Raw genomic sequence first — 12298 nt, forward strand, 5'->3', positions numbered from 1 at the left:
GGCTCAGCCACCCAGCGCCGGCAGCACCCGTTCCGCGAACAGCCGCAGGCTTCGCCAGCCCTCCGCCACCGGCATCCCGCCCGCCAGGGGATGCAGGACGAGGTTGTCCAGGCCCAGTTCCACGCACTGGTCCGGCGTGAGGATGCGGTACACGCCCTCCGCGCGCAGTTCGTCCACCGACCTGGCCGCCGACCGCACCGCCGAGCGGATGTCGCCGGACTGCCAGGAGGCGTACGTGCGGGCCTCGTGCAGGAAGTGCTCGCCGTGCCGGTCCCACACCTCGTCCGGGTCCTCGGCGATGTGCAGCAGCGGTGTCTCGGCGGTCGGCATCATGGTCCAGCCCTCCGTGCCGTACTCCACGAGCCGCTCCTTGTAGTACGCCTCCAGCTCCGGAAGATGCGCGCTGGGGAAGAAGGGCAGCCCCAGCCGGGCGGCTCGCCGGGCCGCGGCCTTGGAGGAACCGCCGACCAGGAGGAGCGGGTGCGGGTCGGTCAGAGGGCGTGGGGTGACCCGTACCGTACGACCGCGGTACTCGAACTCCTCGCCGGTCCAGGCCTTGAGCAGGGTCTCCAGGAGTTCGTCCTGGATCCGGCCCCGGCGCCGCCACTCCACGTCGAACAGGGCGTACTCCTCGGGGCGGTACCCGATCCCGGCGACCGTCACCAGGCGGCCGCCGCTCAGCAGGTCCAGTACGGCGATCTCCTCGGCCAGGCGCAGCGGGTCGTGGAGCGGACCGATGATCGCGGAGACGGTGACCGCGATCCGCCGGGTCGCCCCGAACACCGCGCCGGCGAAGGCGAACGGCGAGGGCAGCCAGTTGTTGTCGACGCCGTGGTGCTCCTCGGTCTGCACGGTGGTGATGCCGTGCTCGTCGGCGTACGCGGCCATGTCCAGCGCGGCCCGGTAGCGGGCGCTGAGGGAGGCGGGCGTGGCGCCGGGCTCGACGAGGTTGAACCGGACGACCGTGACGGGCATGGGGGGCCTCCTTCACCGGGCGGTTGGTGCGGGGGACGGTAGCTGACGGTACGTCAGATGGCCATGGTCATGACCGCGGGTGCCTTCGGCGGACATGGCCACGGCCGCGGGTGAGCCGTGGACCGGTCCGTGGGCCTGCGCCGCCGTCCGCTCCGCTGTCCGGGCGTGGCCGCTGACCCTCCCCCGGGAGGCAGGGATGGATACTGGACGGGTTATGGAAACCGTCATCCTTGCTGTAGTCATCGCCGTGGTCGTGCTCGGTGTGCTCGGCGGGCTCGTCGTCGGCAGCCGGCGCAAGAAGCCGCTGCCCCCGCCGCCCCCCGCCGCGCCCGACATCACCGCCCCTCCGGCCGAGCCGCACGTCGGCGACGAGGCCGAGACGCCGCGCGACGAAGCGCGCCGGACCATTGAGGAGGTGGATCTCCCGGACGGCTCCGCGCCGCCCGTCACCGAAGAGCTCCCGGCGGCGGCCGGGATCGAGATCCCGGAACCCACCGCCGGACGTCTGGTCCGGCTGCGGGCCCGGCTCTCCCGCTCGCAGAACGCGCTCGGCAAGGGGCTGCTCACGCTCCTGTCGCGTGAGCACCTCGACGACGACACCTGGGAGGAGATCGAGGACATCCTCCTCACCGCCGACGTCGGCGTGGCCCCCACCCAGGAGCTGGTCGACGGCCTGCGCGAGCGGGTGAAGGTGCTCGGCACCCGCACCCCCGACGAACTGCGCGGACTGCTCCGAGAGGAACTGCTCAAGCTGGTCGGCACCGAGGTCGACCGCACGGTCCGTACCGAGCCGGACGACCGCAAGCCGGGCATCGTGATGGTCGTCGGCGTGAACGGCACCGGCAAGACCACCACCACCGGCAAGCTCGCGCGCGTGCTCGTGGCCGACGGGCGGACCGTCGTCCTCGGTGCCGCGGACACCTTCCGTGCCGCCGCCGCCGACCAGCTCCAGACCTGGGGCGAGCGGGTGGGCGCCCACACCGTGCGCGGGCCCGAGGGCGGCGACCCCGCCTCCGTCGCCTTCGACGCGGTGAAGGAGGGCAAGGAGATGGGGGTCGACGTGGTCCTCATCGACACCGCCGGCCGCCTCCACACCAAGACCGGGCTCATGGACGAGCTCGGCAAGGTCAAGCGGGTCGTGGAGAAGCACGCGCCGCTCGACGAGGTGCTGCTGGTCCTCGACGCCACCACCGGGCAGAACGGCCTGGTGCAGGCCCGCGTCTTCGCCGAGGTCGTCGACATCACCGGCATCGTCCTGACCAAGCTGGACGGCACCGCCAAGGGCGGCATCGTGGTCGCGGTCCAGCGTGAACTGGGCGTGCCGGTCAAGCTGATCGGGCTGGGCGAGGGCGCGGACGACCTGGCGCCGTTCGAGCCGGAGGCGTTCGTGGATGCGCTTATCGGCGAGTGACACACCTTGTCGGCGGCTGAGAAGCCCCTGTAGGCGAAGAAGCGCCCGCCCCCCCAGGTGCAGTGGGGAGCGGGCGCTTCGCTGTGTACGGCTGTGTGCGCGAGAGGTGTACGGCTACGCGCGCGACCGGTGTGCCACGTACGCCAGGGTGCCGAGCAGCAGACGGGCCGCCGGCGGCTTCGTGGCCGTGTCCAGGGACGGCGGCCGCAGCCACTGCACCGGGCCCAGACCGCCGCGGTCCGACGGGGGAGCGGTGATGTACGCACCGGGGCCCAGGCCGTGCAGGTCCAGGGAGGTCGCGTCGTCCCAGCCCATGCGGTAGAGGAGTTCGCCGAGGTCGGCCGCGGCGCCGGGGGCGACGAAGAACTGGGCGCGGCCCTCGGGCGTGGCCGTGACCGGGCCCAGGGGCAGGCCCATGCGCTCCAGACGGACCAGGGCGCGGCGCCCGGCCGGCTCGGCGACCTCGATGACGTCGAAGGCCCGCCCGACCGGCAGCATCACGGAGGCGCCGGGGAACTCGGACCACGCCTTGGACACGTCGTCGAGGGTGGCCCCGGCCGGGACCTGGGGTGCGAAGTCCAGCGGGTGGGCGCCCGGCAGCCGGCAGTCCGGGCGTCCGCAGGAGCAGGCGCCCGCAGCGGCCCGCGCGCCCGGGACGACGTCCCAGCCCCAGAGTCCGGTGAACTCGGCGACGGCGGTGCACTCCGAGGAGCGGCCGCGCCTGCGCGTACCGGTACGCATCTCCCGAATACCGCCGATCGTGAAGCCCATGCCCCCTCCAACGGGTTCACCGCGCCGGTGGTTACGAAACGGACGCGGCCGGTCACTCTCCGTTTCCTCTTCCGGGCGATGGCGGCGCCCGGAAGTGCCCCGGGTGGTGTGCCGGGTGCTGCGCGCCCCTGCATGCACCGCTCCGCCCACCCCCGCTCGGTCTATGTCAAGTGAATCGTGTGGAGGCGACCGTGAGTTCATTCGAAGGGGTGGCGAATGGTGGCGTTTCCGGGATCGCCATGGCTGGACGCGTGATCGTAGGATTACTTTGAGTGCACGAGTCCTGGGGGCACATGCACTTGTGGGTATGCCGGAGGCAAGTAGGTTCCCCGTTCGAAGGCTGACAACTGCCGGACGAACGGCCGTATTTACCGGCATTCTGATAAGGCTTGGCGCACTCGGCGACAAGTGGTCTCAGGGATGGGGGCGTTCCAGTGGGCGGCAACAGCGGAAGCGGGACGGGCACCGGGAGCGCCGCGCAGCCCGACAAGCGACCCAACGAGCTGCTCACCTCCTGGTTCGCGCGCAGCGGCTGGTCGAAGGGCGAGCTCGCCCGCCAGGTCAACCGCAGAGCACGCCAGTTGGGCGCCAACCACATCTCCACCGACACCTCGCGAGTGCGCCGCTGGCTGGACGGCGAGAACCCCCGCGAACCCATCCCCAGGATCCTGTCCGAGCTGTTCTCCGAGCGGTTCGGATGCGTCGTCTCCGTCGAGGACCTCGGACTGCGCGCCGCCCGCCAGTCGCCGTCCACGACCGGGGTCGACCTGCCCTGGACGGGCCCGCAGACCGTGGCCCTGCTCAGCGAGTTCTCGCGCAGCGACCTCATGCTGGCGCGGCGCGGCTTCCTCGGAACCTCGCTGGCCCTGTCCGCGGGTCCGTCCCTCATCGAGCCCATGCAGCGCTGGCTGGTCCCCGGCCCCGGGGCCACCCCGCACCGCGAGCCCGACCCGGCCGCCGCCCGCCGCGCCGGCCGGCTCTCCCGGCCCGAGCTCGACCTCCTCGAGTCCACCACCGTGATGTTCCGGCAGTGGGACGCCCAGTGCGGCGGCGGACTGCGCCGCAAGGCCGTCGTCGGCCAGCTGCACGAGGTGACCGACCTGCTCCAGGAGCCCCAGCCCGAGGCGACCACCCGCAAGCTGTTCAAGGTCGCCGCCGAGCTGGCCGAACTCGCGGGCTGGATGTCGTACGACGTCGGGCTCCAGCCCACCGCCCAGAAGTACTTCGTCCTCGCCCTGCACGCGGCCAAGGAGGCCGGCGACAAGCCGCTCGGCTCCTACGTCCTGTCCAGCATGAGCCGCCAGATGATCCACCTGGGGCGGCCCGAGGACGCCCTGGAGCTGATCCACCTCGCGCAGTACGGCAGCCGGGACTGCGCGAGCCCGCGCACCCAGTCCATGCTGTATGCGATGGAGGCCCGCGCCTACGCCAACATGGGGCAGCCGGGCAAGTGCAAGCGGGCGGTCCGGATGGCCGAGGACACCTTCGCCGACGCCGACGACTGGGACGAGCCGGACCCCGACTGGATCCGCTTCTTCTCCGAGGCCGAGCTGTACGGCGAGAACTCCCACTCCTACCGCGACCTCGCCTACGTCGCCGGTCGCAGCCCGACCTACGCCTCGCTGGCGGAACCCCTCATGCAGCGGGCCGTGGAGCTCTTCTCCGACGACACCGAGCACCAGCGGTCGTACGCACTCAATCTCGTCGGCATGGCCACCGTGCACCTGCTGCGGCGTGAGCCCGAGCAGAGCGCCGGGCTGGTGGAACAGGCCATGCACATCGCCAAGAAAGTCCGCTCCGAGCGCGTCAACACTCGTATTCGAAAGACGGTCGACACCGCCGTACGCGATTTCGGTGAGCTCGCCGAGGTCGTGGACCTGACCGAGAAGCTCGCCGTCGAACTGCCCGAGACCGCGGAAGCCGTCTGAGGCCCGCGGATCCCCGGAACCCCGGCCGCGGCTGGCCCTCCCGAACTGCCCGACTCGGCTCCCCCATGCCAGGTCATCGGAAGGCCGACCGCGGCCGGTTTCTTTCCTTCTACGAAGGTTGCGCCACGATAACGATCGACGCGCCCCGAATCTGCCAGTTCATCGACGCGTAACACACCAGGCACCTTCGTCATGGCGGCGAAACAACGAGGGGCTTCCACCGAAACCGCGCTGCGCCAATCTCATGGCGCATAACCGGTCCACCCCCTCAAAGACCGCTCAGGCTCTGCCCGCACGGGGCCGTACCAACGACGAGGAGACGCCGATGGCACCAGCCATCACGCTCGCCGCGGACAAGCTGTCCGTGGCCAACACAGGTTTCATGTTGATCTGTTCCGCCCTGGTGCTCATCATGACCCCGGGCCTGGCCTTCTTCTACGGAGGCATGGTCCGGGTCAAGAGCACCCTCAACATGCTGATGATGAGCTTCATCAGCATGGGTATCGTCACCATCCTGTGGGTGGTCTACGGCTTCTCCATGGCGTTCGGCACGGACCACGGCTCGCTCATCGGCTGGGAGAACGACTTCTTCGGCTGGACCGGCATCGACAAGGCGGACATCTGGTCGGGGTACACGATCCCCGTCTTCGCCTTCGCCGTCTTCCAGATGATGTTCGCCATCATCACGCCCGCCCTGATAAGCGGCGCCCTCGCCGACCGCGTGAAGTTCTCCGCCTGGTCGCTGTTCGTCCTGCTGTGGGCCACGGTCGTGTACTTCCCGGTCGCGCACTGGGTCTGGGGCACCGGCGGCTGGGCCTTCGAGCTCGGTGTGATCGACTTCGCCGGTGGTACGGCGGTCCACATCAACGCGGGTGCCGCGGCGCTCGGCGTGATCCTGGTCATCGGCAAGCGCGTCGGCTTCAAGCGTGACCCCATGCGTCCGCACAGCCTCCCGCTGGTCATGCTCGGTGCCGGTCTCCTGTGGTTCGGCTGGTTCGGCTTCAACGCCGGATCCTGGCTGGGCAACGACGACGGCGTCGGCTCGCTGATGTTCGTCAACACCCAGATCGCCACCGCGGCCGCCATGCTCGCCTGGCTCCTCTACGAGAAGATCCGCCACGGCGCGTTCACCACCCTCGGTGCCGCCTCCGGCGCGGTCGCCGGTCTGGTCGCCATCACCCCGTCCGGTGGTGCGATCACCCCGATCGGCGCGATCTGCATCGGCGCCATCGCCGGTGTCGCCTGCGCCGCGGCCGTCGGCCTGAAGTACCGCTTCAACTACGACGACTCCCTGGACGTCGTCGGTGTCCACATGGTCGGCGGTGTCATCGGCTCCCTGCTGATCGGCTTCTTCGCCAGCGGCAAGGGCCAGTCCGACGTCAAGGGCCTCTTCTACGGCGGCGGCATGGACCAGTTCTGGAAGCAGTGCGCCGGTGTCTTCGCGGTCCTCGCCTACTCCCTGATCGCCTCCGCGATCCTCGCCTTCCTCCTCGACAAGACCATCGGTATGCGGGTCAGTGAGGACGAAGAGGTCTCCGGTATCGACCAGGCCGAGCACGCCGAGACCGCATACGACTTCAGCGGTGCCGGTGGCGGTTCCGCCAAGGTCGCCGTCGCGGCCGCTGCCGAGTCCAAGAAGGTGGACGCATGAAGCTCATCACCGCCGTCGTCAAGCCGCACCGGCTCGACGAGATCAAGGAAGCCCTCCAGGCCTTCGGGGTCCACGGCCTGACGGTCACCGAGGCGAGCGGCTACGGTCGTCAGCGGGGCCACACCGAGGTCTACCGCGGTGCCGAGTACACCGTCGACCTGGTCCCGAAGATCCGCATCGAGGTCCTCGCCGAGGACGACGACGCCGAGCAGCTGATCGACGTCATCGTCAAGGCGGCCCGCACCGGCAAGATCGGTGACGGCAAGGTCTGGTCCCTGCCGGTCGAGACGGCCGTACGGGTCCGCACGGGCGAGCGCGGCCCGGACGCGCTCTGACCGAAGAACAGAACAGGAGCTGCTGGGTGACGAGCACGGACGTGCACAAGGACGTAGAGGACTCGGGACCCAGCGGCTACGCGGCGGCCCGGCTGCGCCTCCTCCAGGAGGGGGCGCGGTCCGGGCCGCCGCGCCGTTCCGCCCTCTCCGAGCTGACGGACGACTGGCTCGCGGGACTGTTCTCCGCGGGCTCCGAGCAGCCGCGCGGGGTCTCCCTGATCGCCGTCGGCGGCTACGGCCGCGGCGAGCTGTCCCCGCGCAGCGACCTGGACCTGGTCCTGCTGCACGACGGCAGCGACCCGACCGCGGTAGCCGCCCTGGCCGACCGCATCTGGTACCCGGTGTGGGACCTGGGCCTCGCCCTCGACCACTCGGTGCGCACGCCCGGCGAGGCCCGCAAGACGGCCGGGGAGGACCTGAAAGTCCAGCTCGGTCTCCTGGACGCCCGGCACCTCGCGGGCGACCTGGGCCTGACGGCCGGGCTGCGCACGGCCGTCCTCGCGGACTGGCGCAACCAGGCGCCCAAGCGCCTCCCCGAACTCCAGGAGCTGTGCGCCGAGCGCGCCGAGCGCCAGGGCGAACTCCAGTACCTCCTGGAGCCCGACCTCAAGGAGGCCCGCGGCGGACTCCGGGACGCCACCGCCCTGCGTGCCGTCGCCGCCTCCTGGCTGGCCGACGCCCCGCGCGAGGGCCTCGACGACGCCCGGCGCCGGCTGCTCGACGTCCGGGACGCCCTGCACCTGACGACGGGCCGCGCGACCGACCGGCTCGCGCTCCAGGAACAGGACCAGGTCGCCGCCGAACTCGGCCTGCTGGACGCCGACACCCTGCTGCGCCAGGTCTACGAGGCTGCGCGGGTCATCTCCTACGCCAGTGACGTCACCTGGCGCGAGGTGGGGCGCGTGCTCAGGTCGCGCTCCGTGCGGCCGCGCCTGCGCGCCATGCTCGGCGGCGGCAAGCCGGTCCCCGAGCGCTCCCCGCTCGCGGAAGGCGTGGTGGAGCAGGACGGCGAGGTCGTCCTCGCCCGGGCCGCCCGCCCCGACCGCGACCCCGTGCTCCCGCTGCGCGCCGCGGCCGCCGCGGCCCAGGCCGGACTCCCGCTCTCCCTGCACGCCGTGCGACGCATGGCGGCGCACGCCCGTCCGCTGCCCACGCCCTGGCCCGCCGAGGCCCGCGAACAGCTCGTCACCCTGCTCGGCTCCGGCCCCTCGACCGTCGACGTCTGGGAGGCCCTGGAGGCGGAGGGCCTGATCACCCAGCTGCTGCCCGACTGGGAGCGGGTGCGCTGCCGCCCCCAGCGCAACGCCGTGCACATCTGGACCGTCGACCGGCACCTCATCGAGACGGCCGTGCGCGCCTCCGAGTTCACCCGCCGCGTCCACCGCCCCGACCTGCTGCTGGTCGCCGCGCTGCTGCACGACATCGGCAAGGGCTGGCCCGGCGACCACTCGGTGGCCGGCGAGATCATCGCCCGTGACGTGGCGGGCCGGATCGGCTTCGACCGCGACGACGTCGCCGTACTGGCCGCTCTCGTACGGCACCACCTGCTGCTCGTCGACACCGCCACCCGGCGTGACCTGGACGACCCGGCCACCGTGCGCGCGGTCGCCGAGGCCGTCGGATCGCAGGGCACCCTGGAGCTGCTGCACGCGCTGACCGAGGCCGACGCGCTGGCCACCGGTCCGGCCGCCTGGTCGTCCTGGCGGGGCTCGCTCGTCGCCGACCTGGTCAAGCGGGTGGCCGCGGTGCTCGCCGGGGACGCCCCCGAGGAGCCCGAGGCCGCCGCCCCCACCGCCGAGCAGGAGCGGCTCGCCATCGAGGCGGTCGCGACCGGCGGCCCGGTGCTGTCGCTGCGGGCCCAGACCGAACCGCCCGTGACCGCGGAGGATCAGCCGGCCGGGGACCCCGAGCCGCTCGGCGTGGAGCTCGTGATCGCCGTACCGGACCAGCCGGGTGTGCTGCCCGCGGTCGCCGGCGTGCTGGCCGTGCACCGGCTCACCGTGCGGACCGCGGAACTGCGCGCCCTGGACCTGCCCGACGGCGTCGAGGGCTCGGTGCTGCTGCTGAACTGGCGGGTCGCCGCCCAGTACGGCTCACTGCCCCAGGCGGCCCGGCTGCGCGCCGATCTCGTCCGGGCCCTGGACGGCTCCCTGGACATCGCCGGGCGGCTGGCCGAGCGGGACGCCGCCTACCCGAGGCGCCGGGGCGTCGTCGCGCCCCCCGCGCGCGTGGCGGTCGCCTCGGCGGCATCCCGGCACGCCACCGTGATCGAGGTGCGCGCCCAGGACGCCCCGGGACTGCTGTTCCGCATCGGGCAGGCGCTGGAGGACGCCGGAGTGCGGATGCGCAGCGCCCATGTGTCGACCCTGGGCGCCAACGCGGTCGACGCCTTCTACGTGACCGACGCCAAGGGGACGCCGCTGGCGAGCGCGGAGGCGGCTTCCGTGGCCCGGAAGCTGGAGGAGACCCTGCGGGGCTGACCGGGGGATCCCGGCGAGCCACGTCGCCGGGATACCCTGGAGGGCGATTCCCAGCTGCCACCGACCCCGAGGACCGCGAGCGCCGTGTTCGATACTCTTTCCGATCGCCTCTCAGCGACTTTCAAGAACCTGCGCGGCAAGGGACGGCTCTCCGAGGCGGACATCGACGCCACCGCGCGCGAGATCCGTATCGCGCTCCTCGAGGCGGACGTGGCCCTGCCCGTCGTCCGCACGTTCATCAAGAACGTCAAGGAGCGGGCCCTCGGCGCCGACGTCTCCCGTGCGCTGAACCCCGCCCAGCAGGTCCTGAAGATCGTCAACGAGGAACTCGTCACGATCCTCGGCGGCGAGACCCGGCGCCTCCGGTTCGCCAAGAACCCGCCCACCGTGATCATGCTGGCGGGTCTCCAGGGTGCCGGTAAGACCACCCTCGCGGGCAAGCTCGGCCGCTGGCTGAAGGAGCAGGGCCACTCGCCGCTGCTCGTCGCCGCCGACCTCCAGCGCCCCAACGCCGTCAACCAGCTCAGCGTCGTCGCCGAGCGCGCCGGTGTCGCGGTCTACGCCCCCGAGCCCGGCAACGGCGTCGGTGACCCGGTCAAGGTCGCCAAGGACTCCATCGAGCACGCCAAGGCGAAGGTCCACGACATCGTGATCGTGGACACCGCCGGCCGGCTCGGTATCGACGCCGAGCTGATGCAGCAGGCCGCGGACATCCGCGACGCGGTCAGCCCCGACGAGATCCTCTTCGTCGTCGACGCGATGATCGGTCAGGACGCGGTCAACACCGCCGAGGCCTTCCGTGACGGCGTCGGCTTCGACGGCGTGGTGCTCTCCAAGCTCGACGGCGACGCCCGCGGTGGTGCCGCCCTGTCGATCCGGCAGATCACCGGCAAGCCGATCATGTTCGCCTCCAACGGCGAGAAGCTGGAGGACTTCGACGCCTTCCACCCCGACCGGATGGCCTCCCGCATCCTCGACATGGGTGACCTGCTCACCCTGATCGAGCAGGCGGAGAAGACGTTCAGTCAGGAAGAGGCCGAGAAGATGGCCTCCAAGCTGGCGTCCAAGAAGGGCCAGGACTTCACCCTGGACGACTTCCTGGCCCAGATGGAGCAGGTCCGCAAGATGGGCAGCATCTCCAAGCTGCTCGGCATGCTCCCGGGCATGGGCCAGATCAAGGACCAGATCAACAACCTGGACGAGCGGGACGTCGACCGCACGGCCGCGATCATCAAGTCGATGACCCCGGCCGAGCGCCAGGAGCCGACCATCATCAACGGCTCGCGCCGCGCCCGTATCGCCAAGGGTTCCGGTGTCGAGGTCAGCGCGGTCAAGAACCTGGTCGAGCGGTTCTTCGAGGCCCGCAAGATGATGTCCCGCATGGCCCAGGGCGGCGGGATGCCGGGCATGCCGGGGATCCCGGGCATGGGCGGCGGTCCCGGCCGCGCCAAGAAGCAGCCGAAGAAGGCCAAGGGCAAGCAGCGCTCCGGGAACCCGATGAAGCGCAAGCAGCAGGAGGCCGAGGAGGCGGCGCGCAAGGCCGCGGGCGCCCAGGGCGGCGGCGCCTTCGGGGTGCCCGGCCAGCAGGCCCCGCAGGACTTCGAACTGCCGGACGAGTTCAAGAAGTTCATGGGCTGAGTCGTCGGCCCTGTCGCCGGGGGCGCTCCTCTGCGGAGGGGCGCCCCCGCGCCGTGTACGGAAGGCTGTTCGGAGGGCGACGGCTGTGCCGTGTCCAGAAGGCGACGGTTACGGCGTGCGCGCGATCAGGTAGCGGAACACGTTCGGCATCCACACCGTGCCGTCCGGGCGCTGATGCGGATGGAGCGCCTCCGTGACCTCCTCGTCCACCTGGGCCTGGTCGGTCGCCGCGATCGCCGCGTCGAACAGCCCCGTCGACAGCAGCCCCTTGAGCGCGCTGTCGAGGTCGGCGTACCCGAAGGGACACGCCACCCGGCCCGAGCCGTCGGGCCTGAGCCCGGCCCCCTCGGCGACCTCCTCCAGGTCGTCGCGCAGCGCCGGGCGCCAACGGGCCGTGCCCCGCAGCGGATCCGCCAGCTTGGTGGCCACCCGCAGCACGGACGAGGTGGCACACCGCTCCGGCGGGCCCCAGCCGACGAGCACCACGGCCGCCCCCGGCGCGGCGAGCGGGGTCGCCGAGGCGAGCAGGTCCCCGAGCCCCTCCGAGTCGCCCGCGAGGCAGCCGATCGGCTCGAAAGCGGTCACCACGGTGTACGGCGGCGCCCCGGCGTCGGTGACATTCTCGGGCGCCCCCGCGGCGAGCCGGGGGCGGCTTCGCGCGCGCGAAGCCCCCGTCTCCGGCTGTAACCGCTCCCGCGCGAGGGCCAGGCGCTCGGCGGAGTCGGCCTCGACACCGGCGACCGCGGCGCCTCTGGAGGCGGCCATCAGCAGGGCCAGTCCGCTGCCGCAGCCGAGGCCCAACAGCCGCGACCCGGGGCCCACTTCCAGTCGCTCGTAGACGGCCTCGTACAGCGGAACCAGCATCCGCTCCTGGATCTCGGACCAGTCACGCGCGCGTGCACCGAGGTCCGCGCGGGAGGTTTCTCCCGCCGAGGACAGATGCTGCCGCACGAGCACAGGTGTCATGGATAAGCGCCCCAATCCGCCGTCGGTCGACTCTTTGCTCGGTTCCGTAGCCCCCGTGACGTGGTCTCGCACTTCCCCCGTATGCCAGGTAACTCCGCACTCGTCCGCTCGTCCAGAGGGCGAGGGGCCCCGTTTGCCCGTGC

The 12298-nt window shown here is 71.7% G+C and carries 9 protein-coding genes; 6 read left to right on the forward strand and 3 right to left on the reverse strand.

Going from position 1 to position 12298, the window contains the following annotated elements:
* Positions 1-3 precede the first annotated feature (3 nt).
* Positions 4-975 carry an LLM class flavin-dependent oxidoreductase gene (locus AQJ54_RS05950; RefSeq protein ID WP_062234524.1) on the reverse strand — a complete coding sequence of 324 codons (972 nt, stop codon included), beginning with the start codon at positions 973-975 and terminating at the stop codon, positions 4-6.
* Positions 976-1189: 214 nt separating this feature from the next.
* On the opposite strand from AQJ54_RS05950, the gene ftsY reads away from it, so the two are divergent.
* Complete coding sequence (gene ftsY, locus AQJ54_RS05955) at positions 1190-2386, forward strand: signal recognition particle-docking protein FtsY (protein ID WP_062026753.1); 1197 nt, start codon at positions 1190-1192, stop codon at positions 2384-2386.
* 114 nt (positions 2387-2500) lie between these two features.
* Here the strand turns inward: ftsY and AQJ54_RS05960 are convergent, their stop codons facing one another.
* Positions 2501-3157 carry a bifunctional DNA primase/polymerase gene (locus AQJ54_RS05960; RefSeq protein WP_062234527.1) on the reverse strand — a complete coding sequence of 219 codons (657 nt, stop codon included), beginning with the start codon at positions 3155-3157 and terminating at the stop codon, positions 2501-2503.
* 434 nt (positions 3158-3591) lie between these two features.
* On the opposite strand from AQJ54_RS05960, the gene nsdA reads away from it, so the two are divergent.
* The 5 genes from nsdA (at position 3592) to ffh (ending at position 11189) form a co-directional block, all read left to right on the forward strand.
* Positions 3592-5085: a transcriptional repressor NsdA gene (nsdA, locus tag AQJ54_RS05965; protein WP_062026751.1), complete on the forward strand. Its 1494-nt coding sequence runs from the start codon at positions 3592-3594 to the stop codon at positions 5083-5085.
* Positions 5086-5410: 325 nt separating this feature from the next.
* The gene (locus tag AQJ54_RS05970; RefSeq protein WP_062026750.1) at positions 5411-6736 is read left to right on the forward strand and encodes an ammonium transporter; all 1326 of its coding nucleotides are present in this window, start codon (positions 5411-5413) and stop codon (positions 6734-6736) included.
* On the forward strand, positions 6733-7071 hold the full coding sequence (locus AQJ54_RS05975; RefSeq protein WP_003997576.1) for a P-II family nitrogen regulator: 339 nt from the start codon (positions 6733-6735) through the stop codon (positions 7069-7071). Before AQJ54_RS05970 ends, AQJ54_RS05975 begins: the two co-directional genes overlap by 4 nt.
* 26 nt (positions 7072-7097) lie before the next feature.
* The gene (locus tag AQJ54_RS05980) at positions 7098-9551 is read left to right on the forward strand and encodes a [protein-PII] uridylyltransferase (protein ID WP_062234530.1); all 2454 of its coding nucleotides are present in this window, start codon (positions 7098-7100) and stop codon (positions 9549-9551) included.
* A gap of 84 nt (positions 9552-9635) precedes the next feature.
* On the forward strand, positions 9636-11189 hold the full coding sequence (gene ffh / locus AQJ54_RS05985; RefSeq protein ID WP_062234533.1) for a signal recognition particle protein: 1554 nt from the start codon (positions 9636-9638) through the stop codon (positions 11187-11189).
* 108 nt (positions 11190-11297) lie between these two features.
* Here ffh and AQJ54_RS05990 read toward each other — a convergent pair whose 3' ends face one another.
* Positions 11298-12155, reverse strand: a complete 858-nt coding sequence (locus tag AQJ54_RS05990) for a class I SAM-dependent methyltransferase (RefSeq protein WP_062234536.1) — start codon at positions 12153-12155, stop codon at positions 11298-11300.
* Positions 12156-12298: the final 143 nt, after the last annotated feature.

Source organism: Streptomyces griseorubiginosus (genome assembly GCF_001514195.1).
Taxonomy (GTDB): Bacteria; Actinomycetota; Actinomycetes; order Streptomycetales; family Streptomycetaceae; genus Streptomyces; species Streptomyces griseorubiginosus.

Coding starts and splice junctions, on each gene's coding strand:
- AQJ54_RS05950 (WP_062234524.1), bottom strand. CDS start 975: ATGCCCGTCACGGTCGTCCGGTTCAACCTCGTCGAGCCCGGCGCCACG.
- ftsY (WP_062026753.1), top strand. CDS start 1,190: ATGGAAACCGTCATCCTTGCTGTAGTCATCGCCGTGGTCGTGCTCGGT.
- AQJ54_RS05960 (WP_062234527.1), bottom strand. CDS start 3,157: ATGGGCTTCACGATCGGCGGTATTCGGGAGATGCGTACCGGTACGCGC.
- AQJ54_RS05970 (WP_062026750.1), top strand. CDS start 5,411: ATGGCACCAGCCATCACGCTCGCCGCGGACAAGCTGTCCGTGGCCAAC.
- AQJ54_RS05975 (WP_003997576.1), top strand. CDS start 6,733: ATGAAGCTCATCACCGCCGTCGTCAAGCCGCACCGGCTCGACGAGATC.
- AQJ54_RS05990 (WP_062234536.1), bottom strand. CDS start 12,155: ATGACACCTGTGCTCGTGCGGCAGCATCTGTCCTCGGCGGGAGAAACC.